The following is a 15,795-nucleotide window of genomic DNA, read 5'->3' on the forward strand; positions in this document are numbered from 1 at the left end:
GGCGCAACATCCTATGTCCATTTCAATTGTGGCACGGCAAGATGTGCGGCGAAACGAAAGGAATGGATGGCATGACCGGATTGAAGCTGCTGGCGCTCGACGAGGAGGATCTCGCTGTCGTCTCCGCCCACGTCCAGGATGCCGTGTTCAAGGTTTCGGGCCTGGAATACGACGCGCGTCGCAAGCAGTTTTCGCTCATCGTCAACCGCTTCGTCTGGGAGACGGCCGATGGCAAGCGCCGCTCCTTTGAGCGCCGGCGTGCGGCTCTCCTCTTCAAGCGTGTGAATGCGGTGCGCTCCGTCGGCTTCGACCGGCGTGACGGCGAGGCGGTGCTCGATCTGCTGACGCTGAAGTTCGCGCTGCAGGGCGAGGGGCCGGAAGGCACGCTCGAGTTGGTTCTGGCTGGCGACGCCTCGATCGCGCTTGACGTCGAATGCATCGAAACGCAGCTTGCGGATACCGGCGGGGCGTGGGAAACCGCTTTCAAGCCCAAGCATCCCGAAGGCGCTTGACGCTGATCGACCCGACCGACACTGGCATACAAGGACGTCCCCTTTGGCAATCAGGCTCAATTTTCTCGACGGTGACTTCGAACAAAAGTTCGCGGCATTCCTGACGACCAAGCGAGAGGTGTCCGAGGACGTCAATGCGGTGGTCAAGGCGATCATCGACGACGTGCGGGCACACGGTGACGCGGCGCTCGCCGAATACTCCAAGCGTTTTGATGGCGTCGATTTCCAGACGACGCCGATGGCGGTCAGCGCCGCCGAGATCGATGCGGCGATCCAGGCGGTCGAGCCGGAAGTTCTCGGCGCGCTAAAGGTCGCCGCCACCCGCATCGAGGCGCACCATGCCCGCCAGCGCCCGAAGGACGATATCTACCAGGACGCCATGGGCGTCGGCCTCGGCTCGCGCTGGACTGCGGTCGATGCCGTCGGCCTCTATGTGCCCGGCGGCACCGCGAGCTATCCGAGCTCGGTGCTGATGAACGCGCTGCCGGCAAAGGTTGCCGGCGTGTCCCGCATCGTCATGGTGGTGCCGGCAACCGGCGGCAAGATCAACCCGGCGGTGCTGGCTGCTGCACGCCTTGCCGGCGTCGAGGAAATCTACCGCATCGGCGGCGCGCAGGCTGTGGCCGCCCTTGCCTATGGCACCGAGACGATTGCACCGGTTGCCAAGATCGTCGGCCCGGGCAATGCCTATGTGGCTGCGGCCAAGCGCCAGGTCTTCGGCACGGTCGGCATCGACATGATCGCCGGCCCCTCCGAAGTGCTTGTTATTGCCGACAAGCACAACGATCCGGACTGGATCGCTGCCGATCTTCTCGCCCAGGCCGAGCACGATGTCGGCGCCCAGTCGATCCTGATCACCGACGATGCGGATTTCGGCCAGGCGGTCGAGAGCGCGGTCGAGCGGCAGCTGAAAACGCTGCCACGCGCCGAAACGGCGTCGGCAAGCTGGCGCGATTTCGGCGCCGTCATCCTCGTGCCCGATCTTGAGAAGGCCGTGCCGCTCGCGAACCGCATCGCTGCCGAACACTTGGAGCTGGCGCTTGCCGACCCCGAACCGATGGTGGCCAAGATCCGCAATGCCGGCGCGATCTTCGTCGGTCGCCACACGCCCGAGGTCATCGGCGACTATGTCGGCGGCTCCAACCACGTGCTGCCGACCGCCCGCTCCGCGCGCTTCTCCTCCGGCCTTGGCGTGCTGGATTACATGAAGCGCACGTCGATCCTGCGGCTTGATGCCGAACAGTTGCGGATCCTCGGACCGGCGGCCATCGTGCTGGCAAAATCCGAAGGCCTTGAGGCTCATGCGCGCTCCGTCGCCATTCGCCTCAATCTCGGGGACGCTGGATGAAGGCGGACCGCAACCAGCGTCTCTGCGATGTCGTTCTGGACGAGACCATCGGCCGCTCGACCCCTGACGTGGAGCATGAGCGCGCGGTTGCGATCTTCGACCTGCTCGAAGAAAACCTGTTCGAGCCGGTCGGCCATCCAGGCGGCCCCTATAAGCTCAATCTCTCGCTCGTCGACGCCAAGCTCGTCTTTGCGATCTCGACCGACAAGGGCAGCGACGTCGCCACCCATATTCTGTCGCTGACGCCGTTCCGCCGGATCGTGAAGGACTACTTCATGATCTGCGAGAGTTACTACGAAGCGATCCGCTCGGCGACGCCGAGCCAGATCGAGGCGATCGACATGGGGCGCCGCGGCATTCACAACGAGGGTTCGCAGACGCTGATGGATCGCCTCTCCGGCAAGATCCGGCTGGACTTCGATACCGCCCGCCGCCTGTTCACGCTCGTCTGCGTGCTCTACTGGCGCGGGTGAGGGCGGCGACCGGCATGGCGGGAACCGAGGCTCAGCGCTTGAAAATGCCCCGCTCGGTCCTCTTCATGTGCGGCATGAACGCTATTCGCTCGCCGATGGCCGAAGCGCTCGCCAAGGCGGCGCTGCCGGCCGGAACCTATGTCGCCTCTGCCGGCGTGCGGCATGGCGAACGCGACCCCTTCGTCGACGTGGTCATGGCCGAAGTGGGCCTGAGCCTCGGTCGCCACCAGCCGCATACGCTCGATGAACTCGAGGATGACTATTTCGACCTTATCGTCACGCTGGCGCCGGAGGCGCATCACAAGGCGCTCGAATTGACGCGCTCCATGGCCGTCGACGTGGTCTACTGGCCGACGCCGGATCCGACGGTGGCTGCCGGCACGCGCGAGCAGATCGTCGATGCCTACCGCGCCGTGCGCGATCACCTGTCGACGCTGATCAATCATCGGTTGATCGGCTCCAGGAAGTCGGAAGACGCTTGAGAGTGTTGCGAAAAATCCCCGCGCGGTCCGCAGTCTCCGTCGCTTCCATGCCGGCGTAAATCTCGATCGATTTAAGACTAGAGACATGGAGCGGTGCGAAGTGCTATAGCGGCTTCGCGCTTCTGATCCGACGCGCGGCACAGTAGCCCGTCACAAAAGCGCAAAAGCCGGTCTTAGATGGTTCACAAATCCTCGTCGATTGTGTAGTTTCCGGCGAATTTTTCGGGATACCTGACGGTTCCCTAAACAAAGATAGAAAGAACAGTCCTACATGGCGAAAGAAGAAGTCCTTGAATTTCCGGGCGTGGTCACCGAATTGCTTCCGAATGCGACCTTCCGCGTGAAGCTCGAAAACGAGCATGAGATCATCGCTCACACTGCCGGTCGTATGCGCAAGAACCGCATTCGCGTGCTTGCCGGCGACAAGGTTCTCGTTGAAATGACCCCGTACGACCTTACCAAGGGCCGTATCACCTACCGCTTCAAGTAAGCCGCTCCGGCTCTTAGCAATTCCTGGAGCATTTCCGCTTCTACTTCGAATCGCGAAAACGCTCTAACCTTTGGTTGGATTGCAATTCCAGACGTAAACCGCCTATCGCATTTTGCTGGAATTGCTCTGGAGTGACGGCTCGTTCCGATGACAGTGGCCAAGAAACTGATACTTGCGTCCGGTTCGCCGCGTCGCGTCGAGCTTCTGGCGCAAGCCGGCATCGAGCCCGCGCGCCTGATGCCGATGGATCTCGATGAGACGCCGAAGCGTGCCGAACATCCGCGTTCGCTCGCAAGGCGCCTGTCGGCCGAAAAGGCGCGAGCGGCGCTTGCTGCAGTCAAGGGCGAGGCCGGCTGGGACGGAAGCTACATTCTGGCAGCCGATACGGTCGTTTGCGTTGGCCGCCGCATCCTGCCGAAACCGGAACTCGTCAGCGAAGCCTCGAGCGCGCTGCATCTTCTTTCCGGCCGCAGTCATCGCGTCTACACCGGCGTCTGCCTGATCACCCCGGACAAGACCGTGCGCCAGAAGGTCGTCGACACCAAGGTGCGCTTCAAGCGCCTGTCCGGTTTCGATATCGAGAGCTATCTCGCCTCGGGCCAATGGCGCGGCAAGGCGGGCGGCTACGGCATCCAGGGCATCGCCGGCAGCTTCGTGGTCAAGCTCGTCGGCTCCTACAGCAACGTCGTTGGCCTGCCGCTCTACGAAACCGTCAGCCTGCTTGTCGGCGAAGGCTATGACGTGCACAATCGTTGGCTGGAAGGCTGAACGAGTGACCGACGAAACGAAGAAAAGCGCTTCGAACGTTGCGCCCCTGCGCGCACCGCGCCCATGTCCGGAATGTGGCCGGCCGTCGCATCGGGAACACTATCCTTTCTGCTCCGACCGCTGCCGTAACGTCGACCTCAATCGCTGGCTCTCCGGCTCCTACGCTATTCCGGTCGCCGACGACGAGGCGAAGGCCGACGACGGCGACGACCGCTAGGCGTACCGCTGCGGCCGGACCCGCCGGTCCGGCTTTTCCTTCCCCACATCCTCTTTGCCGCGAACGACGCCTCGAAGATCCTCGCGCGTCACCGGATGCGTGTGATCATCTTTTTCGGCTTCCAACAGCCACTTTCCACGAAAAATGGACCAGGAAGAGAATGCGATCTCTCTGAAACTTCTCGCTTTTTCGGCTTCTCGATTGTCCACAGGATTTCGGTCAAAAAACTTTCATTTGGCGCTGGACACCGCCGAACAAGATGCTATAACCCCGCTCGTTCCCGGGGCAAACACAAGCGCCCCGATGGTTCCGAGAGGAGCCGATGCCCGAAACGGCAGGATGCCCGGATAGCTCAGTTGGTAGAGCAGCGGATTGAAAATCCGCGTGTCGGTGGTTCAAATCCGCCTCCGGGCACCATCTTTCTTCTCGAAGATCTTGGTTCCTTCAAGCGCTGCCGTGTCGTTTCCTTGCGTCCGCTATGCGGCTGCGCTCCCTCAATACGTCGTCCACTCCTGCACCAGCATCTCGCGAAAGCGGATTGCGGCCGGTGATAGTCTGCCGCCGCGGCGTTCGACAAGGCCGATGGTGCGGCTGACGGTGGGGGCGGTCAGCGGCACGGTGGCGATAACAGGGTGTTCGACCTGGGGTGTGGCCAGCCGCGGCATCACGGAGATGCCGAGGCCCGCCTCGACGAGGCCGAGCGAGGTCGAGAGGTGGTTGACCTCGTAGAACCAGTTGAGCTGCACCTGGGCCGTTGTCAGCGCCCGGTCGAGCACGGCACGGTTGCCGCTGGTCTTGCTGACCCCGATCAGCGGGTGGCCGGTCAGATCCGCCCAGGTCAGTTGCTTCGAGGTCGCCAGCGGATGATCGCGGCGGCAGGCGAGCACGAACGGGTCGTCGACGAGCGGCGTGAAGCTGAGATCAGGGCGCGCCGCCCCAGTGATGTTGATGCCGAATTCGACCTCGCCGTTTGCGACCGCATCAAGCCCCTCATTGGCCGAGAGATCGAGGATGCGGAAGCGGATGCCCGGGAATTTCTCGTTGAAGGAGTGCACAACCCTGGGAAGAAAGTAGAAGGCCGCGGTCGGGACCGAAGCGATGGTGACCTGGGCGCGGTGTCGCCCGCCCAGGTCGCTGATCGAGAGGATCGATTCCTCGAATTCGTCGACCAGACGCCGGACCAGCGGCAGAAGCTCCCGCCCGACCTGCGTCGGCGCCACGTGCCGGGTCGTGCGTTCGATCAACTGCGCGCCGACGGAGGCTTCAAAGCCCTTGATCCGCCGTGAAAGCGCAGGTTGTGAAAGATTGAGCTGGCGGGCAGCTTCGTTGAACGAGCCGAGGTCGAGTACGGCGAGAAAAGCCTTGAGGTCGAGGAATTCGAAATTATTGCGCATATCGGAATAATTACGTCATTCTTTGCATTTCACAACAGATTTGATCCGTGAGATCCCTCCGATCAGCCGGTTGCGGCCGGTCCGAAGGAGCATGCGGAATGGATGACTTGATCAGGATACCCTGCGTGATGATGCGCGGCGGAACGTCGAAGGGACCGTTTTTTCTGTCTCGCGATCTTCCGGCTGATCCCGTCGAGCGCGACCGCCTGCTGATCGAAATCATGGGCTCCGGCCACCCGCTGCAGATCGACGGTCTCGGCGGTGGCAACTCGCTGACGAGCAAGGTCGCGATCGTCGGTCCGTCGAGCCGTCCGGAAGCTGATGTCGATTATCTCTTCGCCCAGGTGAAGGTGCTGGAGCGCAGCGTCGATACGGCGCCGAACTGCGGCAACATGCTCTCGGCCGTCGGCCCCTTCGCCATCGAGGCCGGCCTAGTTCTGCCGACCGGCGACGAAACGGTCATCAAGGTTCACAACGTCAACACCGGCAAGATCATCGACGCCCGCATTCAGACCCCCGGCGGCGCGATCGCCTATCAGGGAGGGGCCGCCATCGACGGCGTGCCGGGCAAGGCCGCCCCTGTCTATCTGGCCTTTCGCGATGCGATCGGCGCCAAGACCGGCCGACTGCTGCCGAGCGGCAAGGCGACCGATGTCATTCTCGGTCTTGAAGTGACGCTGCTGGACGGCGCAACGCCGGTGGTGATCATTACCGCCGAGGATATGGGCTACAGCGGCTCGGAGCCCGCTGCAGCTTTCGACGCCGATGCGGCTTTCATGGCCCGGCTCGAGGAAATCCGGCGGGAGGCCGGAAGGCTGATGGGGATGGGGGATGTCAGCCAGTCGGTTCTGCCGAAGCCGGTGCTGATCGGGGCGCCCGCGAACGGCGGCGATCTGGCCGTGCGCTATTTCACGCCCGCCAATTGCCACACCGCGCTTGCAACGACCGGTGCCGTAAGCCTCGGTTTGGCGGCAACGATCCCGACCGGCCTGGTGGGTCGGCGTTTTCCGGAGCTTTCGCTGCCGGCGACGCTCGCCTTCGAGCACCCGACCGGTGAACTGCGGGTGAGGGTCGAGAAGGCCATAGGAGACAATAGCCCGACAGTGTCTGTGATGCGCACCACGCGTCGGCTGTTTGAAGGTGCGGCTCTTGTTCGCAAAGACGCTTAGGGTCTTGCAGAGCAACGTGTCGCGAATGCATTAACGAACTGGGAGGAGAACAAAATGCCCATGAAATTTACCCGTCGCGTCGCCCTGGCCCTGTGCGGGGCCGCCATGACCATGTCGGTCGCAGCCCCTGTGATGGCGCAGGATGCCTATCCGTCCAAGCCGATCACGCTGGTGGTTTCCTATGCCGCCGGCGGCGGTACGGATGCCATCGCCCGCGTCTTTGCCGCACGGCTTGAAAAGGCGCTCGGCGGTCGCGTCATCGTCGAAAACCGCCCTGGTGCCGCCGCCAACCTTGGAACCGAAGTCGCCGCTGCGGCTGATCCCGACGGCTACACCCTGCTGATCGGCAATCAGGGCCCGATGGTCGTCAACCCGCATATCTTCAAGCTGAAGGCCGATCCGGGCACGGACCTCGATCCGATCGCGATGATCGCGGATGCGTCCCTCGTCGTCGTTGTCGGACCATCGCTCAAGGTCAACACGCTCGGCGAACTGGTCGAGGCGGCCAAGTCCGGCGAGCTGGTCTATGGTTCGGCCGGCAACGCCTCGGCCAGCCATCTCGGCGCGCTGCTGCTCGGCCAGACCGCCGGCATCAAGGTCAGGCACGTTCCTTACAAGGGCGCAGGCCCGGCGGTGAACGATCTCGTCGGCGGCCACATTGACTTCATGGTCACCACCATTCCCTCGGCGATCGGGCTGATCGAGAGCGGCACGCTGAAGGCGCTTGCCGTCACCGGCGACAAGCGCTTTGCGAGCCTGCCGGATGTGCCGACCGCCATTGAAGCCGGCGTTCCGGGCTACACGGCCTCGGCCTGGTATGGCCTCGTCGGTCCGAAGGGCATGCCGGCGGACGTAAAGTCTAAGCTCGAGGCGGCGACGACCGAGACGCTCAGCGATGCCGACGTGCTCGACAAGCTAAAGAACGACGGCGCCGTGCCGTCCTCCATGGGCCCCCAGGCCTTTGCCGATTTCATGGCCAAGGAGCGCGCGCGCTGGGGCGACGTGGTGAAAGCGGCCGACATCAAGGTCGAGTAAGATGGAAGCCACGTCCACGAACACTGAAACCGAGCCCTCTGCGGGAGGGCTCGGCCGGGAGAGGCTTGCCGGCATCGTGCTGGTCGGCCTCGGCGGGCTTGGCCTGTGGGCCGGCTCCGATCTGCCCTTCATGACCTCGGAAGGCGTCGGCTCGGGGCTGATGCCGCGGCTGCTTTCCCTCGTCATCTTGGGGCTCGGGCTCCTGCAACTGGTGCTGAGCCGAAAGGATCCGGGGCCTTCGACCGGCCGCTGGGCGATCCGCGAGACGATCCCCGTCATCCTCGGCGTCGTTCTCTTTGCCGTCACGGTGCGTGGCTATCATCTCGGTCCGGTTACCATTCCCGGTCTCGGCCTCTCGATCGCCTGTCCGCTGGCGGTCGTCGCTTCCGGCCTGGCCGCGCGCGATGCGCGCCTTGGCGAACTTCTTGTCTTTGCCGCCGTGCTAACAGCCTTCTGCATCGGCCTCTTTCGCTATGCGCTCGGGCTTTCGGTTCCCGTTGCGCCCTGGCTTCTAGGATACTGAGATGCTGGACGTCTTTATCAATCTCGGCCTCGGCATGACCGTGGCGTTCACCCTGCAGAACATCGCGCTCTGCTTCATCGGCTGTCTCATCGGCACGCTGGTGGGCGTGTTGCCCGGCGTCGGCCCGGTTGCCACAATCGCGATCCTGCTGCCGGTCACCCTCTCGCTCGATCCGACCGGCTCGTTGATCATGCTCGCCGGCATCTATTACGGCGCCCAGTACGGCGGCTCGACCACGGCCATCCTCGTCAATATTCCCGGTGAGGCGACCGCGGTCGTCACCGCCATCGACGGCCACAAGATGGCCCAGAAGGGCCAGGCGGGGCTTGCGCTCGGCCTGGCGGCGATCGGTTCGTTCTTTGCCGGCACGGTTGCCACCATCGTGATTGCCGCTCTCGGCGTTCCGATGACGCGCATGGGCCTTCTCTTCGGCCCGACCGAGTATTTTTCGCTGATGATCATGGGCCTCGTTTTTGCCGTCGTGCTGGCGCACGGCTCGCTTCTGAAGGCGGTTTCGATGATCCTCATCGGCGTGCTGCTCTCCTGTGTCGGCGCCGATATGGAAACGGGTCGCGAGCGCATGACCTTCGGCCTTGAAATGCTCCAGGACGGCATCGAATTCGTCGTGCTGGCCATGGGCATCTTCGGCTTCGGCGAGATCTTCAAGAACCTTGCCGATCCGGAATCCCGCGATGTCGTGCGCAGCCGCATCGGCCGCCTGTGGCCGACGCTGAAGGAGCTGAAGGATAACTTCCCGCCGATCCTGCGCGGCACCTTCCTCGGCTCTGTCCTTGGCGTTCTGCCGGGCAACGGCGCGATCCTCGGCCCCTTTGCCAGCTATGCGGTGGAAAAGCGTATGTCGAAGCGGCCGCAGGACTTCGGCCATGGCGCACCGGCGGCCGTCGCCGGCCCGGAAAGCGCCAACAATGCCGGCGCGCAGACCTCGTTCATCCCGCTTCTCACCCTCGGCCTGCCGCCGAATGCGGTGATGGCGCTGATGGTGGGCGCGATGATGATCCAGGGCATCGTGCCCGGGCCACAGGTGATCGAGCGCAATCCGGAACTGTTCTGGGGGCTCATCGCCTCGATGTGGATCGGCAACCTCATGCTGGTCATCATCAACCTTCCGCTGATCGGTCTGTGGGTGAAGCTGCTGCGCGTGCCCTATCGCCTCCTGTTTCCGGCCATCGTCTGCTTCTGCTGCATCGGCCTCTACTCGATCGCCAACGATGCGGCCCAGGTAATGATGGCCGCCCTGTTCGGGATCATCGGCTACGCCCTCTACAAGCTCGAATTCGAGCCTGCGCCGCTGGCGCTCGGCTTCGTGCTGGGCCGCTTGCTAGAGGAGAAGCTGCGCCAGTCGCTGATTATCTCCGGCGGCAGCCCGCTGACCTTCCTGCAATCGCCGCTGTCGGCAATTCTGCTGGCGATCGCCGTCATGGCGCTTGTGATCGCCATCTCGCCGTCGATGCGGCGAAACCGCGACGAGGTCTTCAAGGAAGCCTAAGGTTTGCTTCTAAACGTTGGAAAGGCCACGGGCACGCCGCGCCCGTGGCCTTTCTGTTTTCGGGCTGGCGGGCGAGGTATCGTCGCCGATCGGTCAAGAACATCGCTCCTCTTCACAAGTGCGCGGAAGCGGCGTAATCTCCAAGGATATTCTTAAGTAGAAATAATTTAAGTAATAGATCCTGCGGGGACAAAGGAATGGCTGCGACGGGAGCGCGCGGCGACAGGCGGGAGCAAATTGACGGGCTTCGCGTGATCGCCATGACGGGGGTACTGTACGTTCATTACTGGAACGAGCATCCCACACTTGAATCTGTTCGAGTTTCACTCTTCTTCATCATCAGCGGCTTCTTGATCGGGGTGATCCTGCTGTCGGCAAAAGACACCCAGGCAACGATCAACGTCACCAATTTCTACATTCGCCGCTCGCTTCGCCTGCTTCCGGCGCTGTTCCTGATGCTGTTCGTGGCGGCACTGTTCAACATGGATGGCATACGCAACAGCCTGGCGTGGCACACGTTTCAGATGTCGAGCCTGTATTTCGCCATCACCCAGGACTGGGAGCCCTGGGTTGCCGCGCATCTCTGGAGCCTCAACATCGTCGAGCAGTTCTACCTTACCGCTCCGCTGATCATCATCTTCCTGAGCCGGCGGCACATATTCGTGGCTTATGTGCTCATCTTCACGATGTCGGTGATCGCCCGAACCTATAGCGACGAGCTCGGTCTTCTCGCCTGGTCAAACATCGTTCTTGCCTTTGACCCGGTGGCGGCAGGGGCGATCCTGGCGCTGGTCAAGGACAATGCCGATGTGCGGGCGGTTCTGACGAGCAAGCTCAACAACCTCGCGTCTGTCGCGATCATCGCGTCGCCTCTCTTCGTCGGTTTCAAGTTCGGCCATTCGGAAACCTATAAGTTGCTTTGCATCTACGCGCTGGCCTCGATCGTTCTGAGTTCCTACATCGGATACAAGGGCGTGTCGGCCTATCTCCTGGCAAACCCCGTCACGCGCTTCCTCAGCCGCGTCAGTTACGCGACCTATGTGTACCACATGGCGCTCTGGTGGCTGGTCGCCGAACAATGGCCGGCGCTCTACAGGGCGGGGCCGATGACGTTCCTCATCATGAGCACCATCACGGTCATCGTCGCGACGATTTCCTGGCATCTGGTGGAAAAGCACTTCGACGCCCTGAAAGCCCTGTTCCCCGTAACCCAACCGGTGCCGCTGGCGGCCGAGCGTGCCTGACCCCGCCTGCAGGGCGAGGAGCAAGGGCGCAATTATTGCCAACCATCGGAAGGGCTGACGCAATATTTGCGCCGCGAGGCGAGGTTTCTTAAGTCGGTGTTAACCACGTATTTGGTTGTATCGCCACAATCACAGCGGCCCATGAAGGGCATTTTTCAATTTTAAGATGTCACTAATATGGTCAGCATTCTCACGAACGCTGGAGCGATTTCTGCGCTCCAGACTCTGCGTACGATTAACTCCGACATGGCTCAGGTCCGCGGGCAACTGAACTCGGGCCTGAGAATTCAGACGGCGGCCGACAACGCCGCCTATTGGTCGATCTCGACAACCATGCGCTCTGACGCCAAGGCCGTGTCTGCGGTCCAGGACGCGCTCGGGCTGGGAGCGGCCAAGGTCGAGACGGCCTATGCGGCGATGGATGCCGTTACCGGTATTCTCAGCGAGTTCAAGGCCAGGCTGGTGACGGCGAGGGAGCCCGGCGTCGACAAGGGCAAGCTCCAGAAGGAGCTCGACCAGCTCAAGCAGCAGATCTTGAGCATCGTGGACTCGGCGAGCTTCAGCGGACAGAACTGGCTGAGAACCAATGTCTCCGACATCTATGACAGCGATCTGAATCGCACGTCCGTCGCCTCCTCGTTTTCGAGAGACGCCCGAAACGGCGTGTCGCTGAACACGGCCGACTTTTTCCTGCGGGACTCCTCGCTGTTCAACAGCACCGGCGGCGGCATCCTGCAGGCCGACACGCGGGATTTGAGGACCGTCGGCGGGATCCGCTTCGTGACCTCGGTCGATGTCGACGGCTACACCACCAACAGCAACTACAACAACCGGGCGGGTCAGGCTGGCGAATTCGTGTTCCATTTCACGGGGCCGCTCAGTTTTTCGAACGCGGGCGACAAAATCACGTTTGACGTCATCGTCGACAAGGACAGCAGCTCTCAAGGTCTCTCGCTGCCGCTACACGCCGGAAAGACGACCTCGGTCACCGTCGATCGCACCACCGTCGACACGGTGCTCGGCGCCGCTGCCAACGGCGTGATATCGGACTACACGCAATATGCAGCAGTGCTCGACCACGCGGTCAAGCAGGCGGGGGCCGGCGCCACGGTCAAGACATATAGACACCCCTATGAGCCTTACGCCCCCATTATCAATCAAATCGGCTTCATGACACAGCAGAATTCCGGCCTCGACGGGTCCTATGTCGAGGTCGCCAATCTGGTCGTCAGCACGTCGAGCGGCGGCGGAGCTGGTCTCGTTGAAAACTCGGATTTCGGCGAGCGCGGATCGGAGATGACGCTGACGTTCGAGCAGTTCGAGGTCTACAAGGACGTCGTCGTATCCTTCAATTTTTCGGTGAACGGCGAAGCTCCCAGCACCCATTCCTTCGACCGCAATCAGGTGAACGCGCTGCTGGGCAAGGATACCGGCAAGATCGAAACGGTCGACGAGATGGTGACGGTGCTTCAGTCGCTCATCACCCGGCCGAACACCATCATTCAGAACAACGGCTCAGGCGGCACCCTGATAAAGTCCGATCCGGCCGTCGATCGGAAATCCGGTGCCGGAACCTTTATCGGCTTCACCAACATTGACGTGAACATCGAACCGATCGCCCGCAGAAACTTCCTTGACGTCGATATCGCGGCCAACCCGCAATCGGTCGATTCCTATCTCCACTACATCGAAGTCGTCCTGCAGCGGACCATCGATGGTGCAGCGGCGCTCGGTTCGCTACTGTCGCGCATCGACATGCAAACGACCTTCGCTCAAACGCTGATGGCGACGATCGACAAGGGGGTCGGGCGCCTGGTGGATGCCGACATGAACGAGACATCGACGCGGCTGAAGGCCTTGCAGTCGCAGGAGCAGCTCGGCATTCAGGCTTTGCAGATCGCCAACTCCGACGCTCAGAACATCCTGCAGCTCTTCCGCTGAGACAAGCCGCAGAGGTGGATTTGGAGGGCGCGATTAAGAGGGGAGAACGGCGTCCGCTCTGCGGACCTGCCTCGACTGACCCTGGAACTTAACCCAGCCGAGGCTCCTCGGCTGTCACCTGCGTTACAGGCGTGTCGCAGCTTCTGCCTATTCTGGCGCCCGGGAGGACCTGAGCGGCGCAGTTCGTCGCCGCACAATTTAGGCCGCGACGTCCGGAAAAAAAACGGGGGCGCGGCCGGGTCAACGAGGATTAGACATGCGTAAACTTGCGACACTCTCTCTGGCAGCTTTGGTGACTGCGACGGTCGCCGTGGGCGGCGTTGCTCCGGCATTTGCCGGCGGAAGCTACTACAAGGGCGTATCGACAACGCCCATCAACGAAGGCCACAAGAGCGAGAAGTACAACCCTGAGGCCAAGGTCGTGAACCGCCCGCCGCCGCGCAACGGCGCCTATTACAAGGGCATCATGCGCAAGTAATGCGGTATCCGTGGGGCGTGCGTGGTCAAGCGGCCTTTTTGCCCGTCGCGCTACCCGGCATAACCTGCGAAACAAACGAGGGCGCCAGCGGCGCCCTTTATATTTTAAAGCAGAACGTGGTTGAGGATGTCGCTTTCGCTGATCACTAGGTTCGGCAGGTGCCCCTTGCGAAGATAGTGCTTGCGATCGCTGTCGGCCGTGACGAAGACGGCAGTGCGGGCAATTTCGTCCGGCGTGAGTTCCGTTGTACCGGGAACGACGGCGATATGGGAGCGCAGGCCAAGGTCACGCAACAGCTCTTCGATCGCACCATGGTCTTCGACGCCGTGCAGCACCAGACGATCGATCTCGGCGACCGCGTTCGTGTGCCACATCACCGTCTGCAGGGCGACCATGAGCGGCAGAACGCCCTTTGATCGCTGCAGTTCGGGATGGTGTTCGAAGCCGCCGAGCATCAGGCGAGTATAAAGCTCATAGGCGCGAATGTAGTCCTTCTTCGCGAGCCACATGCGCAGGGCGACCGTCATGCGCAGCATGGTGAAATCCCTCACCTGCGCATCGAGATAGGCCCGGCGCTCCGGTGTTAGCCGCACGGCGCCGCGCTTGGCACCGGAATAGAGAAAATATTCAAGGCCGCCGCGGTAGCTGTCCCAGGCGGTGAGCACGTCGGCATGGCCGGCTTGCGGCCGGTCGCGGGCAATCTTCGAACGGGTGACCTGTCGGTAGAACGGCTTTCTCAGGAAGGCGACGGCGCCCTGCTCCAGAAAATGGGCGAGATAGGCGAAGGCCCAGTAGGCGAAGTTCCTGGGCACCCAGGCCGACCGTAGTGCCGACGCCCGGTAGATGCCGATTTCCGGAAACACGTGTCGCTCGCAGAGGAAGTCGAACACTTCCTCGGAAGCGCGCTTCTTGAACTTCGTGTCCTTGTCGACGATGTAGAACGGCGGATCATCGCGCTCCTCGACTTCGTCATGCGTGTACCAGGGCGCGTAGCAGGCGGTGACTTCCGGATTGAGATCCAGGTAGCGGATCGCCTCGCGCATGCCTTCATTGATCAGGATGTCGTCGTCGGCGAGATAGAGCACATATTCGCCGGTCGCGCGGCTGAAGGCGCTGACGACGTTGGCGCCGGAACCGTAGTTCTCCGCCTGCCTGAAGTAGCGGATCGGCAGGCCCTTGGCGATGAAACGCTCGGCCACGTCGCGCGTGTCGTCCGTAGACGCGTTGTCGGAGATGATGATCTCGTACTTATAGGAGAATTGGTAAGGGTCGACGAAGTAGGCGAGCGACTTCTCGAGAAAGGCTGCGCGATTGTAGGTTGGAATGCAAATGCTCAGCTTAACCTGGCTCACGCGCCTCTCCATGGTGCTTTTCTCGCGCGGTTTCCAGTCTCTTCGGACGTTGCCGTTGCCCGCATCGCCAGCCCTGGCGCTGCCCGCACGGCGCAGGTGTCCCGCGCATACAGGGAACGCCCCCTGCACATTCCTTATTCCGCTTCGATCTTGTGTGAGCCTTGTCTTGGATAGGCGATGTCGGCCCCCTCTCGGCGCCGGTCGAGCGCAGTTAACGCTTTGTTAACCATGCTGGCGCACTCTCGGATCAGGCTCACGCCGCCCCTTGTGCGACGGACATGATGAAAATGCTGATGAGCATCATGGCCGCGCTCTCGTTCGGCTCCCTGCTCTTTCTCGTGGCCATCCTCTAGGGCTCTCTGCCCTCAAGGCCACCGCGTCCTTCGACGCCTGTCAGGGATAAAGGTAGAATTCGTCCCAGCTCTCGTGCGGCACAAGCTCACCGATCTTGTATTCGAAGGACAGGACATCCAGGTGCTCGGCGTCGGTGCGGCACTTGAACTTCAGCTTGTACCATTCGCCCTTGCTGCGGAACACAGCGCCCGGCGCCTTCATCTTGTCTTCCTTCACGACCGGTTCGGCGAAAGTATAGGCAATCACCTTGTCCGGTTTGAAGCTCGACTTGTCGGCGTTGATGCGCTCCATCGCTTCGGTGTCGCAGCGCTGCTCCAGGCGGGTCTGGGGGTCGAGCTTCTCGAACTGACGTACCAGGGACTGATCCATCGCCAGCGCCGGGGAGAATGTGGCGGCGAAGACGAGCGGGTACGCGAGTAGCTTCATGCTTGACGGACTCCTGGGAACGGAAAGGACCAACCCGGCAAATCACTGCCGGGCGCGCGCTTGCGGTTTCAGTTAAGCTTTG

Annotated in this window: 17 protein-coding genes and 1 tRNA gene; 15 read left to right on the forward strand and 3 right to left on the reverse strand. The window is 62.1% G+C overall.

Going from position 1 to position 15,795, the window contains the following annotated elements:
• Window positions 1–71 precede the first annotated feature (71 nt).
• The 8 genes from IB279_RS03035 to IB279_RS03070 all read left to right on the forward strand — a co-directional run bounded on the left by IB279_RS03035 (window position 72) and on the right by IB279_RS03070 (window position 4,707).
• Window positions 72–512: a DUF2948 family protein gene (locus IB279_RS03035; RefSeq protein ID WP_034797590.1), complete on the forward strand. Its 441-nt coding sequence runs from the start codon at window positions 72–74 to the stop codon at window positions 510–512.
• 43 nt (window positions 513–555) lie between these two features.
• Window positions 556–1,860, forward strand: coding sequence for a histidinol dehydrogenase (gene hisD, locus IB279_RS03040; RefSeq protein ID WP_060522280.1), 1,305 nt, complete (start codon window positions 556–558; stop codon window positions 1,858–1,860).
• Window positions 1,857–2,333, forward strand: coding sequence for a UPF0262 family protein (locus IB279_RS03045; protein WP_034797007.1), 477 nt, complete (start codon window positions 1,857–1,859; stop codon window positions 2,331–2,333). The genes hisD and IB279_RS03045 overlap by 4 nt, the downstream gene beginning before the upstream one ends.
• A 14-nt stretch (window positions 2,334–2,347) precedes the next feature.
• Window positions 2,348–2,815, forward strand: coding sequence for a low molecular weight phosphatase family protein (locus IB279_RS03050; protein WP_034797006.1), 468 nt, complete (start codon window positions 2,348–2,350; stop codon window positions 2,813–2,815).
• A 271-nt stretch (window positions 2,816–3,086) separates the two neighbouring features.
• Window positions 3,087–3,305 (forward strand): translation initiation factor IF-1, encoded by a 219-nt coding sequence (gene infA, locus IB279_RS03055; RefSeq protein ID WP_004435948.1) that lies wholly within the window; start codon window positions 3,087–3,089, stop codon window positions 3,303–3,305.
• 147 nt (window positions 3,306–3,452) lie between these two features.
• Window positions 3,453–4,073 carry a Maf-like protein gene (locus tag IB279_RS03060; protein WP_034797002.1) on the forward strand — a complete coding sequence of 207 codons (621 nt, stop codon included), beginning with the start codon at window positions 3,453–3,455 and terminating at the stop codon, window positions 4,071–4,073.
• Window positions 4,042–4,290 (forward strand): DNA gyrase inhibitor YacG, encoded by a 249-nt coding sequence (gene yacG / locus IB279_RS03065; RefSeq protein ID WP_051659366.1) that lies wholly within the window; start codon window positions 4,042–4,044, stop codon window positions 4,288–4,290. The genes IB279_RS03060 and yacG overlap by 32 nt, the downstream gene beginning before the upstream one ends.
• 341 nt (window positions 4,291–4,631) lie before the next feature.
• Window positions 4,632–4,707 (forward strand) — tRNA-Phe (locus IB279_RS03070).
• 77 nt (window positions 4,708–4,784) lie between these two features.
• Here IB279_RS03070 and IB279_RS03075 read toward each other — a convergent pair.
• A complete protein-coding gene (locus IB279_RS03075; RefSeq protein WP_060522265.1) occupies window positions 4,785–5,684 on the reverse strand; it encodes a LysR family transcriptional regulator in 900 nt (299 codons plus the stop codon).
• 98 nt (window positions 5,685–5,782) lie between these two features.
• On the opposite strand from IB279_RS03075, the gene IB279_RS03080 reads away from it, so the two are divergent.
• The 7 genes from IB279_RS03080 (at window position 5,783) to IB279_RS03110 (ending at window position 13,581) form a co-directional block, all read left to right on the forward strand.
• The gene (locus IB279_RS03080) at window positions 5,783–6,853 is read left to right on the forward strand and encodes a 4-oxalomesaconate tautomerase (protein ID WP_113187622.1); all 1,071 of its coding nucleotides are present in this window, start codon (window positions 5,783–5,785) and stop codon (window positions 6,851–6,853) included.
• A 54-nt stretch (window positions 6,854–6,907) separates the two neighbouring features.
• Window positions 6,908–7,888, forward strand: a complete 981-nt coding sequence (locus IB279_RS03085) for a tripartite tricarboxylate transporter substrate binding protein (RefSeq protein ID WP_226020659.1) — start codon at window positions 6,908–6,910, stop codon at window positions 7,886–7,888.
• Window position 7,889: 1 nt separating this feature from the next.
• The gene (locus tag IB279_RS03090) at window positions 7,890–8,411 is read left to right on the forward strand and encodes a tripartite tricarboxylate transporter TctB family protein (RefSeq protein ID WP_082566601.1); all 522 of its coding nucleotides are present in this window, start codon (window positions 7,890–7,892) and stop codon (window positions 8,409–8,411) included.
• A 1-nt stretch (window position 8,412) separates the two neighbouring features.
• The gene (locus IB279_RS03095; RefSeq protein WP_034796995.1) at window positions 8,413–9,918 is read left to right on the forward strand and encodes a tripartite tricarboxylate transporter permease; all 1,506 of its coding nucleotides are present in this window, start codon (window positions 8,413–8,415) and stop codon (window positions 9,916–9,918) included.
• A gap of 197 nt (window positions 9,919–10,115) precedes the next feature.
• Window positions 10,116–11,162: an acyltransferase gene (locus IB279_RS03100; RefSeq protein WP_034796993.1), complete on the forward strand. Its 1,047-nt coding sequence runs from the start codon at window positions 10,116–10,118 to the stop codon at window positions 11,160–11,162.
• Window positions 11,163–11,339: 177 nt separating this feature from the next.
• Window positions 11,340–13,103: a flagellin gene (locus IB279_RS38110; protein ID WP_113187621.1), complete on the forward strand. Its 1,764-nt coding sequence runs from the start codon at window positions 11,340–11,342 to the stop codon at window positions 13,101–13,103.
• Between the two features lie 256 nt (window positions 13,104–13,359).
• Window positions 13,360–13,581 carry a hypothetical protein gene (locus IB279_RS03110; RefSeq protein WP_034796981.1) on the forward strand — a complete coding sequence of 74 codons (222 nt, stop codon included), beginning with the start codon at window positions 13,360–13,362 and terminating at the stop codon, window positions 13,579–13,581.
• Window positions 13,582–13,685: 104 nt separating this feature from the next.
• On the opposite strand, the gene IB279_RS03115 is transcribed toward IB279_RS03110, so the two are convergent.
• On the reverse strand, window positions 13,686–14,933 hold the full coding sequence (locus IB279_RS03115; protein WP_113187627.1) for a glycosyltransferase family 2 protein: 1,248 nt from the start codon (window positions 14,931–14,933) through the stop codon (window positions 13,686–13,688).
• A gap of 393 nt (window positions 14,934–15,326) precedes the next feature.
• Entirely contained in the window at window positions 15,327–15,713 is a 387-nt protein-coding gene (locus IB279_RS03120) for a DUF930 domain-containing protein (RefSeq protein ID WP_043613096.1), read from the reverse strand.
• Window positions 15,714–15,795 lie beyond the last annotated feature (82 nt).

The organism is Ensifer sp. ENS06 (genome assembly GCF_014852205.1).
GTDB classification, from domain to species: domain Bacteria; phylum Pseudomonadota; class Alphaproteobacteria; order Rhizobiales; family Rhizobiaceae; genus Ensifer; species Ensifer adhaerens.

Coding starts and splice junctions, on each gene's coding strand:
- IB279_RS38110 (WP_113187621.1), top strand. CDS start 11,340: ATGGTCAGCATTCTCACGAACGCTGGAGCGATTTCTGCGCTCCAGACT.
- IB279_RS03060 (WP_034797002.1), top strand. CDS start 3,453: ATGACAGTGGCCAAGAAACTGATACTTGCGTCCGGTTCGCCGCGTCGC.
- IB279_RS03045 (WP_034797007.1), top strand. CDS start 1,857: ATGAAGGCGGACCGCAACCAGCGTCTCTGCGATGTCGTTCTGGACGAG.
- IB279_RS03080 (WP_113187622.1), top strand. CDS start 5,783: ATGGATGACTTGATCAGGATACCCTGCGTGATGATGCGCGGCGGAACG.
- IB279_RS03090 (WP_082566601.1), top strand. CDS start 7,890: ATGGAAGCCACGTCCACGAACACTGAAACCGAGCCCTCTGCGGGAGGG.
- IB279_RS03120 (WP_043613096.1), bottom strand. CDS start 15,713: ATGAAGCTACTCGCGTACCCGCTCGTCTTCGCCGCCACATTCTCCCCG.
- infA (WP_004435948.1), top strand. CDS start 3,087: ATGGCGAAAGAAGAAGTCCTTGAATTTCCGGGCGTGGTCACCGAATTG.
- yacG (WP_051659366.1), top strand. CDS start 4,042: ATGACGTGCACAATCGTTGGCTGGAAGGCTGAACGAGTGACCGACGAA.
- IB279_RS03095 (WP_034796995.1), top strand. CDS start 8,413: ATGCTGGACGTCTTTATCAATCTCGGCCTCGGCATGACCGTGGCGTTC.
- IB279_RS03050 (WP_034797006.1), top strand. CDS start 2,348: ATGGCGGGAACCGAGGCTCAGCGCTTGAAAATGCCCCGCTCGGTCCTC.
- IB279_RS03075 (WP_060522265.1), bottom strand. CDS start 5,684: ATGCGCAATAATTTCGAATTCCTCGACCTCAAGGCTTTTCTCGCCGTA.
- IB279_RS03100 (WP_034796993.1), top strand. CDS start 10,116: ATGGCTGCGACGGGAGCGCGCGGCGACAGGCGGGAGCAAATTGACGGG.
- IB279_RS03110 (WP_034796981.1), top strand. CDS start 13,360: ATGCGTAAACTTGCGACACTCTCTCTGGCAGCTTTGGTGACTGCGACG.
- IB279_RS03085 (WP_226020659.1), top strand. CDS start 6,908: ATGCCCATGAAATTTACCCGTCGCGTCGCCCTGGCCCTGTGCGGGGCC.
- IB279_RS03035 (WP_034797590.1), top strand. CDS start 72: ATGACCGGATTGAAGCTGCTGGCGCTCGACGAGGAGGATCTCGCTGTC.